This window comes from Klebsiella sp. BIGb0149, from assembly GCF_004362605.1.
Lineage (GTDB): Bacteria > Pseudomonadota > Gammaproteobacteria > Enterobacterales > Enterobacteriaceae > Klebsiella > Klebsiella terrigena.
Genome location: NZ_SNYG01000002.1, coordinates 473120 through 491053 on the forward strand (window position 1 = coordinate 473120; position 17934 = coordinate 491053).

Consider the following 17934-nt stretch of genomic DNA (forward strand, 5'->3'; position numbering starts at 1 on the left):
GTTCGTTCGTCCATAGTCAAATGATAGCTAGTTGTTGCCTGTCAGGCAACATGTTTTTTTATGCTATTTTTGAATATAAAATAATTTTTTTATGAAAAAAAACCACGCCCAGATCCGCCGACATGGTTTCTTTGCATCTACAGTAAGGGGGTTTTACATCCTTCTCCTGAATACAACATTATCAGAGAAGATCGCCTTACCAGCTATAAACCCAACAGCCGCAATTATTGGTAGGCTGATGGTAGCTCCCGCCATTCCTGTAGATATTCCAATCAGTATAGACAGGCCGAAGGACAGTAAGATAGCTACGGCAGCATACCAGCCGAGGAAGGTTCCATATAAAACAGTCGCCATGCAGCCGGTGCAAACGTGGACACCACTCTGACTTTCCTTTAATCAAAATGGATACTGGATAGTTCGGCTTTCCATGATTTGCGCCTTAATTGGCTTTCCAGCCGTTGCTGGTTTTAACAAGAGTCATGGCACAATCAGCATGTCCGCTCATCCTTTTCATACCAGAGAACGCGCTTTTGTCCACCCATGATGGAACATCAGTTAATTTCCATGTATAGGATACCCGAGCAACTTGGGGGCCATCTTTTCCCGGCTCAGTCCATTCCTTCACTTCGTCAACAACACGGCGACCAATATAGGCTCCTTCTTTGGTATCCCAGATTTTTGCTTGTTTACCTTCTTCTGTTATCCCAAGCGTATTGTTATCCCAGTATTTAACAAAGATTCGCTAACGGTAAGTTAAAACCGGACTAAACTTCTGGCATTCCTCTACACCCTGCTATTTCTCAAAAGCCCATCAGCTACAAGTGAATCCCAATCAATCTCCTCTTCAGGAGGAACCAGCGTCAGCGGTTGCTCTGAATGATTAACTGATGATTTCTTTTTGGCCTGAAGCTTCGCTATCAAAGCATCAATGTCCTCTTCACTGCTCACATCATCTATAGCGTTATCAATGGTTCGATTCTTATGCTTAGCTGCCGAAATACTCTCCTTACTATTGGAAGCCCATCCTGTATCTTCACTCTTCGCCTCTTCCTTTGTCTTTATAATCTCTGAAACGAAGCGAGCACGGTCTCCGTTGAAGACAATAGCCGGGTTGATGAAATACCAGTTTTTCTCATTGGTTTTAGCGATAATACGCTTTTCGATAAGCTCCTTTACTCCCCTATAGAAAATTGACTCAGACAAGACAAAGTGGTCTATCTTCTCCGCGAGAGACATCGCTTTTTTGCAACTCAGATAAAAGTGATCCTTCCCTATCGCATCCTGATAAATGCGTAAAAAGATAAAAAACACCTTATACGCTGTTTTCGTAAGGTCAAAGTATGCTTTTATTTGTGATGTATAGAGCTTAATAAACTCTTCTTTATCAACCTCTTGTGTATGCACAATATTAGCAAAATAGCTTTTCCCGGCGTTTTCCTTTTCTATAAGTTCAGTACCTCTCGAAACGGTCAGATTCCTCTTTCTTGTTTCAATCTTTAGCTCTGTTTCATAACAGAAAGGATTCAAGCCTAAATCCAAATCAACTTCTATCTCATTTACCATGTTATCACCCCCGTTCATTTTACTTACATTCAATTAAATACCATGCACAAAATAGATATCAAATTTTTCGCATATTTTTTTGCTAAAACATTTTAAAAAACGCAAGTATTCCAGCGCGGATTATTTAAAGAACTGTCGTTTTTAAGGTGGGAAATGACATAAAAACTGACCACAGAGTCAGGAAAACTCACTGTACAGTCAGGAATCCTGACTACAGAGTCAGTAATACTGACCATACAGTCAGTCGCGTATTTTCGTTAAAAACCTTATGCCACAAGGGCTACAGCCCGATTTTTCCTTAATTTAATTTTGCAAGAAGTAAGAGATAATACTTAAGAGGATTAAAAGAAACCGGGCGATTTTTATTATCGCCATATAGGGTTTCATTCTTCTTGTGATTTACTTTGTACTCATCTTTCAGCGATGTGATTGTTTCAGACAATCACTAAGCGCTGCCAAACACCTTATACACGGATAAATTTTTTTACGCTTATTTTCTGGCGACTATCGTCGCGATCTTTTTTGGATAAATCCAATCATTAACAGGAACAAGTCCTGTTCAGCAGAGTGATTGTTTTGGACAATCACGACGTGCTGCTATCTTCATAGGGTATAATTGGCAGAATCAGGAAAGATCTGTCTATCCGCCAGCGCAAAACATAGCAGGATAATAAGTTGAAAGGGCGGAGCCTATGAGCTTTAGCTCATTAGATGAGTTTTTTTCAAAAGAGTTAAAAAAATCAGATAGAAAGATTGTGACGCCTTTCATTCTTTTCAGCTGATTCTAAATCAGACTTTACTTCTAAAAGTTGATTAAGATTCCGTTCAATAGCACGTTGATATTCAGAGAGATCTTCCATTCTTTTCTCTATCATCATGGAGAAAAGCTCCTGATCATTTTTCCCGGCGAGAAAACTTTGTGCCAACAGATAGCGTTGTATGCTTTCTGCCGATTTTTTACTTTTTTCCTCAGGATTAAGCTCCATAATGAAGGCACCTCGCATACTACGTCTCTTCTTATCGAGTCTACGAAGCTCCTTATTATCCGAATAAAACATATCGGCTTCATCCGCAGAATCACCGTTTGTGCGAAGCATGGCATATTGATACCTGTACTCTTCCATCGTTGGATACTGTTTTAATGCTTTAAGTACTTTCAGATACTCAGTTAAATCGCTATTATCTTTCTTTATTACATTCATATCTCACCTCAAAAATAAATTTACTTTATATATAATATGAGATGTAATACAACTGTCAAATTACCATCCTAAATTTAAAGAGAAAAACGTAGCAATATTAATCAGGTAATATATATCGAATATCACCTGATTAGGAATCAATTTAGCAACAGAGATCTGTCGGCTACATCCTTCGTCTGAAAACAACATTGTCGGAGAAAATAGCCTTACCAGCAATAAACCCTACTGCAGCGATGATTGGTAAGCTAATGGTAGCACCTGCCATTCCTGTAGACATTCCAATGAGGATTGATCCTCCAAAGGACAGCAAGAGAACAACAAAAGCGTACCATCCCGGATATGAACCGTAAAGCACAGAGGCTTGACACCCGGTGCAAACATGAACCCCGTGCTGGCTCTCTTTAAAACAAAAGGGGCATTTGATCGTATTGTTTCCCATGATTTAGTCCTTTTTAAAAACAGCGCCTTGATAAACGACACCGTCTTTAATTTTTTCAATCCGGAAGGTCCAAGATCCCATATCTTTGTTTTGCGTTTTAGCAATATAGATTGGCTTCTGACTTTCATCCCACGCTTTGACATTAAACACGCCATCTCTGAACTTGATTACATCTTTCTGTATATCAAGCCTGACGCCATATTGCGGATTGACATAATTCCCGTAAATGCCATCATCACCACAACCTGATAATAGCGTAGCAAAACCTACCGCTAATAAGATCTTACGCATAGACATAGACTATCCCTCACTGATGGCTAATAACACCGCTGCTCAGAACAACCAGTCGAACTGGCATGTCCGCATTGTTTACCGTCGCAAAACCACGGACTTCGAAATTATTGATGGTGCCGGTGACGCTGACCTTCTGACGCTTCTTGTAGGTAAGCACTGCGTCATCAAGGCCGGAGTAATGGTCGAGCCAGACCATGCCACCGCAGTAGCTGGTATCCGCTGTTCTAAACAACAGATAGTAATTCGGGGCTGATTCAGGCATTCCTCTCATCATGTCGCTGGCACTTCTGCCCTTAGTGACCTCAAGCACTGTCGCCCCGGTGATTGAAACCCGCTTCCCCGTCCATTTTTTCTCTGCTGCCATTGCGTTTTCTTCGTAATCTTTACACACGGAGCCAAGGCCAGAGATTGATGAGGCAGGTACGGCGCTTCGAGTGGATGAAGACACACCCAGAGTTTTATCTACCGCGCTGTTTAATGAAGACAATGACGAGTTTATCGCTCCATTAAGCTTGCTCACTCCATCATTGAGCTGCTGGCATCCTATCAGCGCAGTGACGGACAACAACAGCGGCATTACCATCCTTACTTTCATATCGTGCCTCAGAGCGTGGAAGATTGCGGCAAAGGGTGCCCCTGCCTGCTTTAATCAGGCATATGATTTCCGGAGCTACGTTAATTTACTGCTATGATCTGTAGGGACTGGCGAACCTTTCATTCAAAAAAACAGCCGGTGAGATGAATCATCTTTATGGATTTCAATCACCATCACTCAGGACGCGGGCAACTCTAAGCTTCTATTCGGCCCATGATTCCTCTATCCTAAAAAGTTACGTGCGCAGATAGCGATGCGGTTATCTACGTGACAAATCATAGGTCTCAAATAAAACCCAATCAAGTGTTTTTTTGAATCTTAGCTTTGGAACGCCATAAAAACCACCTAACAGATTGATTCAAAAATGAATTACAAAAAGAAAGAATCGCCGGACTCAAAACAGATGCTGGACTCTTTTGAGTCACCCACGGCAGGACTCTTCCAGATACGCCTTACCGAGCTGTTAAAGGGAAGGAGTAAGTATCAGGCTGCAAAGGATTGGGGCATCAACCTTAGCACCCTGAAAAACTACTTTTCGCGGCAGGAGTCAGTGCCGCGCTATGAGGTGCTGGCGAAAATTTCTGAACTCGAAGGGGTAACCATCGACTGGCTACTGGGGAAAGAACCATCGTCTGAACAACACAGGCCAAAGCCAGCTGCTGACATCCTTACCAGCAGCATGCGGGAAACAGATAGCGGTAACTACAGCGATGCTACGCTGATAAAAACCGATACCAAACTGGCATCTATCTTCACCATTTTGACCGAGGCCGAGAAACAGTCTCTTTTCGAAATCATCGTCCGGAAAGGTGTTGATACCGTTCTACAGCTCAATGACGAAAGAAACATCAAGCTGGTTCAGTGTAACGAAGCCGAGAAAGATAAGCTGCTAGACCTGTTAGACTCAGGCTCAAAAAAGCCACGCTGATGCTTAGAGAGCAAGTTAAGCTACTTTGTTTGCTCTCTTTACAGGCAACTATCTCCCGCCGAACACAGCTTTTGGCTATTTATCACTCGATAAATTTTCATCATTTTTAGTGCCGCTCGCTATCAGAGAAATGCTGTCTCAGCAAAGTACAAAGCCATTTAACAGATTCATCTTCTGATGAAGGCTCATACTCATTAATATTTTCCAGAAAAGCAAAACGGGTCGGCCCTAATCCCCAGCGCAAAGTTTCGATTAAATATTCCACCGAAAGGCCTTTCAGATTATATCGGCTAAAACCAATCAAATCTTCCAGCAATTCCAGTGAATATAGTATCTCATCGGGTAGTTCTCTCACGGCATTCTTTATCATCTGACACCTCCTCTCCAGATAATAATATACAAGAGGAGTCAACTTCAAATTTAATAAAAAGTAGAAGAGCAGTTATCGAAATATATTCCCTACCTTATACTCCTAGCCCCTTTCGGGGCTAAGGTAAATCAGCCTATATCAGTTAGACTCTAAACCTAGCTGAATGCTCTACTAAAGCCTCAGCCACCGTTTCTATATTAACTTCATTAAGACATCCTTTTTTACCTTCTTTTTCTATAAACATTTCAAAGTTTTCACCGACATGACCAATGATGGATATGATGAGTGGCGACAGGAGTTCAATATCATTGGGAATATCTCTTACCTGTTCCCCATACATACTCTGGAGGTACTTCCAGTTTGCATCGAACGATCTTTTAGCCAGACTGATGAACAGCTTGGTTGATTTACTTTTGCCACTATATTTTTTAGACATAAAAACCTCTCATAGTTAAATGAATATATAAGTTTGTTTTTTACCAGCCCCGAATGGGGCCTGATAGATACCTCAGAAACCAAAGATACAGCTAAACCCCATACATCCTGAATAAATAACGGGTAGCAAACTCTGTATCCACATACTCAATACAGCCTTCCCAACCTAAGCCATTCATATCATCATCAAAGCTCCCGGTGACAACCTCTACGATACGCTGTAAAAGCTTCTTCCTTTCATCTTTGCTTCCATTAATATATTCAACCCGCTCATCCCCATACACTTTAGCTATCTCCTTAAGGCTGGAAAGATATATCTCTTCAGCCAAAGACATAAAGATATTTGTTGATTCCATGCGTTTCATCTCTTCGTTCATTTCGCACCTCCAGAATAATATTGATTGCATAAAACATTATGTAGCCTTCTTAGATTTACTCGTACCTCATCAAAACAAACATCATCTACATCAGCCTCCTGCCCATTTTTAGCAAGATAATCAGCAAATCCTTCATTGGCACTCTCCATCACCTGACCGATTATGTTCTCCATATAACGCTTATCATTAATACTGTCATAAAATCCATCCCCCATCAGGAAAAGCATCTTTTTTATATACTCGTTATAAACCTCTATAGACCTCATAAGAAAGAACGCCGTTGATGTATTACTGACATTTAACGCATGGCTTGGCATAACTTCTTTTTTCATTTTCACTTCCTCTTGTTGTTAATAATATTTTATTTTTACTCTTCTCGAGAGTGGGCAATGGCATTATCTATCCATGCATCAACCTCGCTTTCAATGAAGGCAACAGCTCTTTCACCTATTTTTACCTGTAAAGGGAAGCGTCCTGCCCTGATAAGCTCATAAATCCATGTTTTCCCAAAACCGGTTCTTTTAATAACCTCTGGTAAGCGAATGAGCTTTTTATTTTGGCACGTAGCGTTTTGAACCATATTTATCTCCTGTGTTATTCGATGGAGACAATTGTAGTGATTTTGCTTGTGATTTAAGAGATGCGTTCAGAAAGGAGTTTTTACTCAGATTTCAGACAGGATTAAAAAAAGGATACATTCGCAAAAAGCGAATATGGGTGATTTTACACGCGTGTGCGCATCACCCTGATACGGTTGCTCTACTCTCCATCTGGCTTAGGCAGATTCATATTGATCATTTCCCACACATTCAGGTGCATTTCGTCCTTGTATTTAAAGGAAAAATCAACAAAAGAGTCGTAGTAGACAGGCTCCGTCAGAAAGCTGACCGCCAGCGGATGGTCCGTTAACTTGACGTTATCAGGCCCACGATTACCAGCCTTAAACTCATCAGGATAAAGGAAGCTCGTTAGCTGAGGCATTCCAATCCGAACGTCTTCCCCTTGCGCCCAGTACAACAGGTCCATTATAGGGATGATGTTATACTCCAGAATCTTCCTGATGGTACTAACGCCAAAACGAAAGCTCCTGACTTCCGGAGCAGGTGCCTCAAGCTGCTTCTTCCACTCTGGCACCATAACCTTAAGGTGATTGATAATCTCTTCAGACGAAGTTTCTGCCAGATTAATCTGGACCAGCATCAGGCCTTTATTATTTACCTCAACGTTCTTCAGGTAACGCGAGACCTCAACGGAAGGTAAAGGTTTCCCCTCCGGATTCATATATTTATCTATCGTTGCTACATAACCAGCAACTTCCCATAGTCCTTTGTGTGTCAGAGGCTGAACGGCATAGCTGGAAGAAAGCACGCTCTCTGGCTCTTTGAAAACATCACCAAAAATGACCTTACCTTCCATCAGCTCATCGTAATAATCATCATGCTTCATCCGGCGCTCAACACTCATCTCATCCCGGCGGCTGCTCATCCGATAGACGCGGATTCTGTTCTCTACCTCTTGAAAAAGCTGTTCCAGCGTTAGCTGATTGAGCACGCTGTAGCTGTCGATGTTGAACCATTCTTTAACAGCTTTATCAATCTCCGCTTTGGTCATAGCGCTACCTCTGGCTTTACTTGTTGGACAGATGTGTTATTAGTCACCATATCGGATCTGATAGCACTAATCCATTGAGTACAATGAAGGATTTTTGAGATTGTATCTTAACTCCGCGCAGTTGAGGTTCAGCGAAACCCAGCAAGAATGTTGTCATAATTAATTGATAGTAATTGACTTTTTTAGATTCACGACTAAAAATGTTGGTAAATATGATGGTAAAAAATCAGCCTGATTTTTCCAAGCCAGTAATAACAGGAGGTATAGATGAAGTTCGAGTCCAGTCAGAGGAGCCATATTAAAGAAGCCCGCTTAGGAAACTAAGCGGGTTTTTTGCTATCCGGGATTATTGCATCTTTGACGGCGTCAGATTTTGTTGACGCGACACAAATCTGAGGCTCACACAGAGGTGAAGAGTCGCGGGATCCCTGCCTGCAAAACCGATAGCTATGGGCATCCAGCCACTCTGTAGATCTCAGAAATCACCAGCCTCGTTGCGTCTTCGATCGCGCCTTCATTACGGCATAAAAACCAGCCGTGATTTGCAATTTCTCGCTCGAACGCGCGGGTGCAAGCAACGTGCTCTTCCAGCTTGTGAATCACCGTACTACTTAGCCCACGCGCTCGGCCTGCGGCCCTCGCCCATGAGATATCAGGCGCAGTAACAACCCCGACGTGCAGGTCTGGCATGCGCACGTTTCGTTCCATATTAAGCTGTAAAATCTCGGCAAACGGCACCATCCGACGAAACGCGGCATCCGAAGGATACCAGCGATCCATCAGGATAATGCTGTCCGCTGGCTGTTTAGTCAGCACCTGCCGGGAAATCCATGCACGGCTATCAGCAAAGCGCTCGCAGACCTCCCATTCCAAATCCAGGGCGGGGTTTCTGGCGAGTTTGTTAACGAGGGCCATTGTTTCCCCCCTGTAGGGATCGCTTTTTTTCTCGCAAAGTCGGATGACCTTCTTGTTGTCTGCTCTTAGTACTTTCGTAATGGCTTCCAACAGCGTGGTTTTACCGGCTCCCTTGGGCCCATCCAGAGTAACAAACAGCTGGCGACTCATTCTGCGAAGGACGATTGATACAGGTTTTTTGTAAAGCTTGAATCTGGCAAAAGCATCTGACTTCCTTCGTATGAATAGCTGTTCTCCCTCTTCGTTCGTCGGGGCACCTGGCGCATCAGCGCGAATCGGATAGAGGGATCTTATAAACAGAGATTGATGAACATTCTGGCAGTGGTGCTAACGCCCAGGTTTAAAAACCCAGGATTACAGCCGTTGATGGTCACTATCCCTATGTCATGACCTGCGCGATGCAGTTTAAGGGATCCGCGTAGAAAACGGAAAATACCTGACGCTAAACCTGCTTTTGCAGCAGACAGGCGTTGACGGGCAGCTTTGAGCGAGAAGCGGATGTTGTGTAAAATCCCAATTACTATTGATCGCGCTGAATGCTAGGTTCATAAACCACGCAGGGCACATCGTGATGCTGTTCTATTGCTTTGTAGGTCATTCCTAATCGCTGCATCACTCGCTGAGAGGGAGTATTTTTAGGATCGGCAACAGCCACTAAATACGTTGCGCATAGAGAGCGACTGGCAAAGGTAGTAGGAATTTACAAATATCAATTCATGGTGCAGTATGCTGTGGGAATTCAATATAAACTCAGACATCAAAGGCTTAGATATGAACGCAAGTGTTAAAAAAAATCTATCATCAAAAAAAACGCAAACTAAAAGAAAAATTGGAAATTTGAATCGCGATCTTTCTAAAGGAAGGATTATGCAGGCCGAGTACGATCTATACAAAAGCCTGTTGGAGGACTACATTAAAATATTAACATTGCAATATACAAGAATTTTCGTAGAAGAAGATTTAATAGTACTATCAAATCACCGAAGTGGAACATTCACAACAACTCAGCATGAAACATTAGTAAATAAACTTGATAAAATCGATTATGAAGTTGCCGAGTTAAAAAACACCTTGAATAAAAATTTAACGATTGCACAAAATTCATATCCAAATATTAGGGATTTCTAAGAATACAAGTGTTGTTACATTTTATGGGATTCGCTGATTACGTTCAACCTAATATAACAAGGATTCAAGAATGAGCGCTGAACAACTGCAGGCAACATATGATGAAGCTGTAAAAAATCTTCTACTTATCAAGGAACTAAGTAATAGTAAGCAAGAAGCATCTGAAGATGACTATATCAATCTGAATCGTGCTTACTTCAGGCTGTGTACACATTTTTATGACTCATTTCTAATGATGATCGGCAACGGCAATCCTTTCCCCGCTATAGTCGTTCTTCGTTCATTTCAGGAGGTATATACCAAAGCTATATATCTGGAATTTATCGAAAAACCCAAAAAAACGGATGTAAAGCCATTAATTTCCGGAGAAAAGGAATTCCCTAAGTTCTTCAAGATGGCCACAGCACTCGATAAGTTTGGGGAAGAAGGGAAGAATGGCCTAGAGGGAATGTTTATACAGTTCACTAAGAAGGGACTAGCCCAATACGAAAAGTTCTCGCTCTTTACACATGGCCGTGGGGAGTTTTTGCAAGCTTTCATGAAGTCAGACACAGTTGCACTACATCCCAATGATGTCAGCGATTTGATTTATACGGCCAGAGGAATGTATGAAACATTTTCCCTCTGCTACTTCGGAGTACAGGGACTGACCCGCGAGTTCCAAAAATTGAAAAATGAGTTACGAAAATCGGCTCTGTATAAAAATCAGAGCGCAGGTTAGGCCCCAAGAACTGCCGGAAATTTTTTCTGATAAAGCTAAGAGGTGCCTGAGTAAGGCACCTGAGCCTTTCAGTAATTCTGTGTAACTGCCTATTAGTTAAATGGTGATCGCTCAGGCAGTTACCGAATTCGATAAAAACGACTCATCGCCAGATGATAGTTTGGGAACGGCATACTCCATTTTTTCGATGCTTCATTGATCGCCAGATATCCGTTGTAACCTTCTCTCAATGATTAACACAGACTGATGTTATCAATGTCCGTTTATGTCACGGGGCGGACAAGCTAACGGAGCTAAAGGTCCGCTCTGAGCGAGGAGCGAACGACTGCTTTTAACCATGCATGAACTCTTTAAAAGTAAATCGTTTTGGCAGGACACCGGGACCAGAGCCGCTGTTACTTCTCGGCAAAATGTGAATTGTGGATCAGGAAATGCTCAATCGCGTTGATTAAACCGGGAGCTAAGGGGAGCGCGGGTTCAGCGTATGACGCGAGATTCGCCCTGCGATCGTCCGAAGTCACCTCTTTCAGAACATGGTTCATATTGGGCACAATAACCAGGGACGCTCGAGGATTCGCGGCCTTAAGCCGTCTTGCATCCGTTTCTTCCACCTGCAGATCGCGTTGCCCCTGCAGCACTAACACGGGTTTGGAAATACTCGAAATGAGATGACCCGGATTATATGAAAACGCATTGATTAAAAATCCCTGAACCGCAGGATTAAAGAGATTTTGCAGTGCCGGATGCATATTCGTCATATCGACCCGCCGCCGATGCTCCAGAGCATCAATTATCGGCAGTGCCTGCTTTAATAACATTTCGTTATCCGGATTAGCCTTAAGTTGCCCCCTCAGCACCTCGCCCATCGGCCTCCCGGGCGTTGCGATAAGCACCACGCCGCACACCTCCTCTTCCTGAGCCGAGGCAAGTGCGACCACGCCGCCTTCGCTGTGTCCTAATACCCAAACACAGGGAGTATGCATCTGACGCCTAAGCACTTCTACCCAGGATCGAACGTCGTCAACATAGTCGGCAATCGTCACCGCATTGGCATCCTCTACGGCCATTGCGCTAGCGAACATTCCACGTTTGTCGATACGAAGCGTTGCAAAGCCTTTTGCCGCCAGGCCTTCAGCAAGAAGTCGGTAAGGCGATGCATTCACCCCAAGCGGGTTGTTTCCATCCCGATCGGTCGGACCGGAGCCTGGAACGATAAGAACAACGGAGGTTGGTTTTGAATTTGGGGTGAGTAACGTACCTTTCAAAGGGCCTTTTGGCCCAGCGGCCTCCAGGGCAGTTTCAGAAAAGGTCACCGGCACTGCTGCCAGACTCACAAATGGGCAAGCGCTCAAAAGGGCAATGGAGGCGGTAATATTCATCGGCGATGTTCCTGTAAAACTCAGCGTCCCGGTCAATTTATATTATAAATATGGCCTGCTCTCCATTAGATATCATTCTTCTGTCATGCCTACTATCACCCAGACGGGTGGATATCGTCCCCTGTCCGAAAGCGGCACCGGTTAGCGCTTTCGCTTGATGAAAGAGAGGAGATATCCCGAGGGCTGGTAGCAAACCAATACCGTGCAGCAAAAGCGGTACTGCTGCGTGGGAAAGAGATAGCGGACGGCTAATTACGCCCCCTCCTCGGGAAAACGCGCTTTGTAGAGGGCGCTCAGCCAGTCGATAAATACCCTGACCCGCGGCGAGAGCTGCCGGTGCTGCGGATACAGCGCTGAAAGCGACATTCCCGGACTTTGCCATGCGCCAAGCACCTCCACCAGCCGCCCGTCTTCCAGAGCATCCGCGACGTGATAGCGGGGAAGCTGTACCAGCCCCGCCCCGCGCAACGCGCAGATGACGTAGTTTTCCGAATCGTTTACCGTCATCCAGCCTTTAAGCTGATAGCCCTGCACCTTGCCATTTACGATAAGCTCAAGCGGATAGTTCGTTCCCCGGCTGGTAGAGAAAAAATTCACGCACTGGTGGGAGATCAAATCGTTGGGTGAACGCGGCGTGCCGTGCCGCTGCAGATACTCCGGACTGGCGCAGATAACCTGCGGCATGGTGACCAGATAGCGCGCAATCAGCGATGAATCATGCAGTTTTCCCGCGCGAACGGCGCAATCAATCCCCTCGCGCACCAGATCGACCAGCCGATCGCCGCTGCTGATAACCAGCTCGATATCCGGATAGCGGGCGTGGAACTCATCAATACGCGGCAGAACAATCCGCGTCGCGTGGGCGCCGTGCAGGTCAATGCGCAAAATACCGCGCGGCCGCGCAACGGAGTGGCGCAGCGAGGACTCGGCGTCGTCGAGCTCGGAGAGAATATGCACGCAGCGTTCGTAGAAAGCCTTGCCGTCCAGAGAGGTTCGCACGTGGCGGGTTGTCCGCTCCAGCAGCCGGCACTCCAGCTTTTTCTCCAGCGCTTTTATCGCATTGCTGGCGGTGGCTCTGGGGATCCCCAGCCTGTCCGCCGCGAGGCTGAAGCTTTCCAGCTCGACGATGCGGGTGAAGAGCAGCAAAGTGTCGAACTTATCCATCTGAAACCTCTCACGCGACCTATTATTAATGTTAATGGAATTATCATATCAAAATACCCCCATTTATCTCTTAGGAGAAAACATTAATATCTCTGGCAACCCGTGCCAGCACGGATAAACAATCAGCCTCCGGAGAACACCATGAGCAAAACCAATCAAACAGCCCTTGTTACCGGCGCATCCCGCGGTATCGGTCGCGCCATCGCCGAACGCCTGGCGCAGGAGGGTTTTACCGTCATCGTTAACTACGCCGGAAACGCGAGCGCCGCTGACGAGGCCGTGCAGAGCATTATTGCCAACGGGGGGAACGCCGTTGCCATACAAGCCGATGTCGCCAGCGAAGATGACGTCAGCCGCCTGTTCAGCGCAGCGAAGGCCGTGACCGGTCAGCTGGACGTGGTGGTGCACAGCGCCGGGATCATGCCGATGGCAAAAATCACCCCGGATGGCCTGTCTGATTTTGACAAGGTCATTCACACCAACCTGCGCGGCGCCTTCCTCGTACTGGCAAACGCGGCGCAAACGGTGAGTGACGGGGGACGTATTATTGCACTCTCTACCAGCGTGATCGCCAAATCCTTCCCGGCCTACGGTCCGTACATCGCCTCCAAGGCGGGCGTGGAGGGCCTGGTGCACGTGCTGGCGAATGAACTGCGCGGCCGTAACATCACCGTTAACGCGGTGGCTCCGGGACCGACCGGCACCGATCTGTTTTTCAATGGCAAAAGCGAGGAGCAAATCAGCGCCATCGCCAAACTGGCGCCGCTGGAGCGTATCGGCGCGCCGGAAGAGATCGCCGCCGCGGTTGCCGCGCTGGCCGGCCCGGACGGCAGCTGGATCAACTCTCAGGTGATCCGCGTTAACGGCGGCTTCGCCTGATTTCGGCATTTGCTTTTAACATTGCCCGGGCGGCATCGCCGCCCGCTATTCTGGAGCACATCATGCAACAGGTCATTCTGATTACCGGCGCTTCCAGCGGCTTCGGCGCGCTGGCAGCCCGCGCATTCGCCCATTCCGGACACATTGTCTACGCCAGCATGCGCGACACCGCCGGACGCAATGCGCCGCAGGTGCAAAACGCGCTGGATTACGCCAGGCAGCACGGCGTCGATTTACGCACCGTCGAGCTGGACGTCCAGTCCCAGGAGTCCGCCGACGCGGCGATTGCGCAAATTATCGCCAGCCAGGGCCGTCTGGACGTGGTGGTGCATAACGCGGGGCATATGGCGTACGGGCCGACGGAAGCGTTTCTGCCGGAACAGTTCGCCCAGCTTTACGACATCAACGTGCTGGGCACGCAGCGGGTCAACCGGGCCGCCCTGCCGCAGCTGCGCAAACAGGGGCAGGGTCTGCTGCTGTGGGTCGGCAGCAGCAGCACACGCGGCGGCACGCCGCCGTATCTGGCCCCCTACTTTGCGGCCAAAGCGGCGATGGACGCGGTCGCCGTCAGCTACGCTGCGGAGCTGGCGCGCTGGGGAATCGAGTCCTCTATTATTGTGCCCGGCGCGTTTACCACAGGCACCAACCACTTCCTGCATTCCGGCAAACCAGCCGACGCCGAGCGCGAGCGCGAGTATACCGACGCCGGGCCAACCGCCGGTTTGGGTGAGGAGGCGCTGAAAGGGCTGGCCGCCTGCGAGCCGGAGGATGCAAACGTCGCCGACGTCGCCGCCGCCATGGTCGATATCGTCAATATGCCCTACGGGAAACGCCCGTTCCGGCTGCACGTCGATCCGTCGGACGACGGCGCCGCCGTTGTCAATGCGGTCGCCGACCGCATCCGCAAAGAGTTTTTACAGCGCATCGGATTAGGGGATTTATTGGCTCCCCATCGCCGGGCGTGATATCCGCCGCCGGCCGGAAGTTGCGGTCGGCAGCTGGGCCTGCAGCTGAGGAAAATTGCCTATGCGCACCCTGCTCTTTCTGCTCAGCGGACTGCTGCTGGCGGGCCTGTTCCGCCTGCTGACGCGGCGGCTCATGCCGGCTCATCCACCGGCCGCCGGCAGGCTCGCGCTGCTGTTTTCCCTGCTGTGGTTCGGCCTGGCGTCGGCCAATATGGCCCTCGGTATCATCCACGCGGGCTACGGCTTTGCCGAAGAGCTACCGATTTTCCTGCTGATCTTTGCGCCTCCGGTCGCCGTCATCTTCTGGCCTGGCAGTAAATAACGCCCGATAAAAAAACAACGCGAAAGCTTGTCCCGTCATGCCGTTAGCCGTGCCCTGGCCCCTCTTCAGCGGACCATCGTCGGCGTATCTCATCTGCGCAACGGCCGGAGATACGCCAACGTATTGCGGCGGGAGAACTAAGCGCGCTTCTGCCGATGGCCGATCCCCATCCGGCAGGCCAGGTCAAAGGCGTTGGCCATCGCCGTGGTTTTTGCCACGCCTTTGCCCACGATTTCGTAGGCCGTACCGTGCGCCGGCGTGGTCACCGGGATCGGTAACCCGCCCTGCACGGTAACGCCGATATCAAAGCCCATCATCTTGGTGGCGATTTGCCCCTGGTCGTGGTACATCGAGACAATCCCGTCAAACTGGCCCTCTTTGGCGCGCAGGAAAATCGTATCCGCCGGGAAAGGTCCTTCAGCAGGATTCCCCTCAGCGGCGGCCAGTTCGATACCGGGCGTAATGATTCTGCCCTCTTCATCGCCATAGTTGCCGTTATCCCCGTTATGCGGGTTTAAGCCGCAAACCCCGATTTTCGGCTGCGCCACGCCGGCGTCCTTCAGCGCCTGCGTCAGCATGCCGATGGCCTGGGCAACCTTGCCGGCGCTGAGCTGGCCGGCTACCGCAGACAGCGGAATATGCGACGTCACGCGCGCCGTCCAGAGCCTGTCCAGCACGTTAAATTCGCCGCACACGCCGGTGTAATTAAGCTCGCTGGAGAGCCAGCGCATTTCGTCCTCCTGGCGCATGCCGCCCATGCGCATCGCGCCTTTGTTCAGCGGACCAAAGCACAGCGCGTCGGCCCGGCCCGTCGCCACCATCTCAACGCCGATTTTCAGCGATTCGAGGATAAATACGCCGTTCGCCTCGCTCACCTCGGCGGGCGTAATGTGGCGATGCAGGCCAGGCCACTGCGCAATAGATAGCCAGTCAGACTCCGCGGGCAGCGCGACGCCCCGGCTGATGGCCGCCGCCTCAAGCGCCGGCATGTTGGCGATCAGGGTGACGTTCGCTTTACGCGCGGTCTGCGGGTCTGAGAGCAGCGTGACAACGATCTCCGGGCCGATTCCCGCGGCATCGCCTACCGCCAGCACGATGTGCGGTTTATCCGTCACGGCGAAGGGGTGACGGGCTGTTTCACTTGTCATGATCTGTTGCTCCTCAATTTATCGCGGGCAAAGGCGACCCCTTGCCCGTCAATGGCCAATAGAAATGGAAATGGAAATGGAATAAAGGGTAAGAATTAAAGGTCAGCCCGCCAGCGAGTGTGGCTCAGCCGTCTTTTGTTGCTCAATATGCTCTACCGTGATGTCCGGACGAATCCATTGAGTAAAAATAATCCCGAGGATCAGGAAGCCAATCGCGCCGGCGAAGGGCAGCGTCCAGCTACCGGTCATATCGATCATCAGACCGAAAATAATCGGTGAAATGATGGTGGCCATCGCCGCGCCGAAGTTGAGCATGCCGCTGGCGGTGCCCGCCGTTTTTGGCGCAATGTCCATCGGAACGGCCCAAATCGGTCCGATCGTCAGCTCGAGGAAGAAGAACGCGGCGCTCAGGCATAGCGCAATAGTCACGACGTCATGGCTGATCAGAACCGGAATAAAGAAGACGAGTCCGCCCAGCAGGCTGATGGTAATCACGCCCTGGCGGGCAAGCGCCAGGCGCCCGGTGCGCCTTAAAATAAAGTCGCTGACCACGCCGCCGGTCAAATCCCCCAGCACGCCGGCGAAGAACACGCCGGATGAATAGAGCGCGGAGCTTTTAATATCGAGGTTCAGCGACTGCATAAAGAAGATCGGCATCCAGCTGAAAAACAGCGTGTTTGACCACACCATGCAGAAATAAACCGCTATCGTTGAGCGCATCCGGCGCAGGATGGTCCACCATGAGTGCGGCATCGCATTGCCTCCCTCCTGAACATTTTCCCGCCGCGGCAGCAGCGCCAGCTCCGCTTCTGACACGCCGGGATGCTCTTCAGGCGTCTCTTTGAAGTAAACCAGCCATACCACCAGCCACAGCGCTGACAGAACCCCCACCACGATGAACGCCGCGCGCCACGAATGCCACGCAATCAATATGGCGACCAGCGGCGGCGCGACGGCGTTACCCAGACGAGAGAAAGAGTGCGTTAGCCCCTGGGCCATACCCCGTTTAGGTTTAGGTACCCAGTTGGTAATCGCTCTGGCCTGCGCCGGGAGCGCGGCGCCTTCACCAATCCCCAGCAGCAGACGCGCCAGGCACAGAGAAACCAGACCGCCAATCAGGCCGGTACAGACCGTGGCGACGGCCCAGATGATCCCGCAGGCGATAATGGTCCGACGCGCGCCGAAGCGATCCGCCACCCAACCGCCCACCAGCTGAAAAATAGCGTAGGTGTATCCAAAAGCGGAAAAAGCGATACCGAGTTCAGTATTGGTAAGCCCCAGCTCGGCTTTCAGCGGCCCTGCGGCGGCGGCCAGATTGACGCGATCCAGGTAGAGGATAAACGACATGGCGCAGAAGATAATCAGCATGTTTCTGCTGATGTGGGACTGAGTTTTCAAAATTGCCTCCTGATCTTATGTTATTGGGGCAGTAGTCGTTGTAGGGTTTATTGCCCGTCAACTATGCTGCATTCAACAACCCTCAGGCTATTAACAATTTA

22 protein-coding genes and 3 pseudogenes are annotated in these 17934 nt (G+C 48.8%); 7 read left to right on the forward strand and 18 right to left on the reverse strand.

The annotated features are described in order from the left end of the window. Nucleotides 1–153: 153 nt before the first annotated feature. The 7 genes and pseudogenes from EDF75_RS09045 to EDF75_RS09070 all read right to left on the reverse strand — a co-directional run bounded on the left by EDF75_RS09045 (nucleotide 154) and on the right by EDF75_RS09070 (nucleotide 4075). Nucleotides 154–429: pseudogene (locus tag EDF75_RS09045) on the reverse strand (hypothetical protein). 10 nt (nucleotides 430–439) lie between these two features. Then, nucleotides 440–721, reverse strand: a pseudogene (locus tag EDF75_RS27575) (hypothetical protein); the annotation flags it as partial. 62 nt (nucleotides 722–783) lie between these two features. Next, entirely contained in the window at nucleotides 784–1563 is a 780-nt protein-coding gene (locus EDF75_RS09050) for a hypothetical protein (protein WP_133598639.1), read from the reverse strand. A gap of 740 nt (nucleotides 1564–2303) precedes the next feature. Beyond that, nucleotides 2304–2765, reverse strand: a complete 462-nt coding sequence (locus tag EDF75_RS09055) for a DUF4756 family protein (RefSeq protein ID WP_133598640.1) — start codon at nucleotides 2763–2765, stop codon at nucleotides 2304–2306. Nucleotides 2766–2928: 163 nt separating this feature from the next. Beyond that, nucleotides 2929–3204: a hypothetical protein gene (locus EDF75_RS09060; protein ID WP_133598641.1), complete on the reverse strand. Its 276-nt coding sequence runs from the start codon at nucleotides 3202–3204 to the stop codon at nucleotides 2929–2931. A 3-nt stretch (nucleotides 3205–3207) separates the two neighbouring features. After that, the gene (locus EDF75_RS09065; RefSeq protein WP_243733522.1) at nucleotides 3208–3501 is read right to left on the reverse strand and encodes a hypothetical protein; all 294 of its coding nucleotides are present in this window, start codon (nucleotides 3499–3501) and stop codon (nucleotides 3208–3210) included. A gap of 10 nt (nucleotides 3502–3511) precedes the next feature. Next, a complete protein-coding gene (locus tag EDF75_RS09070; protein ID WP_463671423.1) occupies nucleotides 3512–4075 on the reverse strand; it encodes a hypothetical protein in 564 nt (187 codons plus the stop codon). Between the two features lie 382 nt (nucleotides 4076–4457). Between EDF75_RS09070 and EDF75_RS09075 the strand changes: the two genes are divergently transcribed. Next, nucleotides 4458–5021 (forward strand): hypothetical protein, encoded by a 564-nt coding sequence (locus EDF75_RS09075; protein ID WP_133598643.1) that lies wholly within the window; start codon nucleotides 4458–4460, stop codon nucleotides 5019–5021. Nucleotides 5022–5127: 106 nt separating this feature from the next. Here the strand turns inward: EDF75_RS09075 and EDF75_RS09080 are convergent, their stop codons facing one another. From EDF75_RS09080 to EDF75_RS09110, 7 genes are all read right to left on the reverse strand, one after another. Further along, entirely contained in the window at nucleotides 5128–5391 is a 264-nt protein-coding gene (locus EDF75_RS09080; RefSeq protein ID WP_133598644.1) for a hypothetical protein, read from the reverse strand. Nucleotides 5392–5533: 142 nt separating this feature from the next. Then, the gene (locus tag EDF75_RS09085) at nucleotides 5534–5827 is read right to left on the reverse strand and encodes a hypothetical protein (RefSeq protein WP_133598645.1); all 294 of its coding nucleotides are present in this window, start codon (nucleotides 5825–5827) and stop codon (nucleotides 5534–5536) included. A gap of 91 nt (nucleotides 5828–5918) precedes the next feature. Then, nucleotides 5919–6203, reverse strand: a complete 285-nt coding sequence (locus tag EDF75_RS09090; protein WP_133598647.1) for a hypothetical protein — start codon at nucleotides 6201–6203, stop codon at nucleotides 5919–5921. Then, nucleotides 6200–6535: a hypothetical protein gene (locus tag EDF75_RS09095; RefSeq protein ID WP_133598649.1), complete on the reverse strand. Its 336-nt coding sequence runs from the start codon at nucleotides 6533–6535 to the stop codon at nucleotides 6200–6202. Before EDF75_RS09095 ends, EDF75_RS09090 begins: the two co-directional genes overlap by 4 nt. A 35-nt stretch (nucleotides 6536–6570) precedes the next feature. Then, entirely contained in the window at nucleotides 6571–6783 is a 213-nt protein-coding gene (locus EDF75_RS09100; protein WP_133598651.1) for a helix-turn-helix transcriptional regulator, read from the reverse strand. Between the two features lie 179 nt (nucleotides 6784–6962). Continuing rightward, nucleotides 6963–7814 carry a DUF6387 family protein gene (locus EDF75_RS09105; protein WP_133598653.1) on the reverse strand — a complete coding sequence of 284 codons (852 nt, stop codon included), beginning with the start codon at nucleotides 7812–7814 and terminating at the stop codon, nucleotides 6963–6965. Between the two features lie 447 nt (nucleotides 7815–8261). Continuing rightward, on the reverse strand, nucleotides 8262–8879 hold the full coding sequence (locus EDF75_RS09110) for a dTMP kinase (protein WP_133598655.1): 618 nt from the start codon (nucleotides 8877–8879) through the stop codon (nucleotides 8262–8264). 621 nt (nucleotides 8880–9500) lie between these two features. Between EDF75_RS09110 and EDF75_RS09120 the strand changes: the two genes are divergently transcribed. Together EDF75_RS09120 and EDF75_RS09125 are read left to right on the forward strand one after the other, a co-directional pair. Then, nucleotides 9501–9857 carry a hypothetical protein gene (locus EDF75_RS09120; protein ID WP_133598657.1) on the forward strand — a complete coding sequence of 119 codons (357 nt, stop codon included), beginning with the start codon at nucleotides 9501–9503 and terminating at the stop codon, nucleotides 9855–9857. A gap of 70 nt (nucleotides 9858–9927) precedes the next feature. Further along, nucleotides 9928–10578: a hypothetical protein gene (locus tag EDF75_RS09125; RefSeq protein ID WP_133598659.1), complete on the forward strand. Its 651-nt coding sequence runs from the start codon at nucleotides 9928–9930 to the stop codon at nucleotides 10576–10578. Nucleotides 10579–10973: 395 nt separating this feature from the next. On the opposite strand, the gene EDF75_RS09130 is transcribed toward EDF75_RS09125, so the two are convergent. Beyond that, entirely contained in the window at nucleotides 10974–11957 is a 984-nt protein-coding gene (locus EDF75_RS09130) for an alpha/beta hydrolase (protein ID WP_133598661.1), read from the reverse strand. A gap of 67 nt (nucleotides 11958–12024) precedes the next feature. Between EDF75_RS09130 and EDF75_RS09135 the strand changes: the two are divergent. Continuing rightward, nucleotides 12025–12149: pseudogene (locus EDF75_RS09135) on the forward strand (IS30 family transposase); the annotation flags it as partial. A gap of 60 nt (nucleotides 12150–12209) precedes the next feature. Here EDF75_RS09135 and EDF75_RS09140 read toward each other — a convergent pair. Next, complete coding sequence (locus EDF75_RS09140) at nucleotides 12210–13121, reverse strand: LysR family transcriptional regulator (RefSeq protein ID WP_133598663.1); 912 nt, start codon at nucleotides 13119–13121, stop codon at nucleotides 12210–12212. Between the two features lie 141 nt (nucleotides 13122–13262). On the opposite strand from EDF75_RS09140, the gene EDF75_RS09145 reads away from it, so the two are divergent. From EDF75_RS09145 to EDF75_RS09155, 3 genes are all read left to right on the forward strand, one after another. After that, nucleotides 13263–14000 carry an SDR family oxidoreductase gene (locus tag EDF75_RS09145; RefSeq protein ID WP_133598665.1) on the forward strand — a complete coding sequence of 246 codons (738 nt, stop codon included), beginning with the start codon at nucleotides 13263–13265 and terminating at the stop codon, nucleotides 13998–14000. A 62-nt stretch (nucleotides 14001–14062) separates the two neighbouring features. After that, nucleotides 14063–14965 carry an SDR family NAD(P)-dependent oxidoreductase gene (locus EDF75_RS09150; protein WP_133598667.1) on the forward strand — a complete coding sequence of 301 codons (903 nt, stop codon included), beginning with the start codon at nucleotides 14063–14065 and terminating at the stop codon, nucleotides 14963–14965. Between the two features lie 61 nt (nucleotides 14966–15026). Continuing rightward, nucleotides 15027–15287, forward strand: coding sequence for a hypothetical protein (locus tag EDF75_RS09155; protein ID WP_133598669.1), 261 nt, complete (start codon nucleotides 15027–15029; stop codon nucleotides 15285–15287). A gap of 137 nt (nucleotides 15288–15424) precedes the next feature. Here EDF75_RS09155 and EDF75_RS09160 read toward each other — a convergent pair whose 3' ends face one another. Together EDF75_RS09160 and EDF75_RS09165 are read right to left on the reverse strand one after the other, a co-directional pair. Continuing rightward, nucleotides 15425–16435: a 4-hydroxythreonine-4-phosphate dehydrogenase PdxA gene (locus tag EDF75_RS09160; RefSeq protein ID WP_133598671.1), complete on the reverse strand. Its 1011-nt coding sequence runs from the start codon at nucleotides 16433–16435 to the stop codon at nucleotides 15425–15427. A 102-nt stretch (nucleotides 16436–16537) separates the two neighbouring features. Continuing rightward, the gene (locus EDF75_RS09165; protein WP_241723315.1) at nucleotides 16538–17833 is read right to left on the reverse strand and encodes an MFS transporter; all 1296 of its coding nucleotides are present in this window, start codon (nucleotides 17831–17833) and stop codon (nucleotides 16538–16540) included. Nucleotides 17834–17934: the final 101 nt, after the last annotated feature.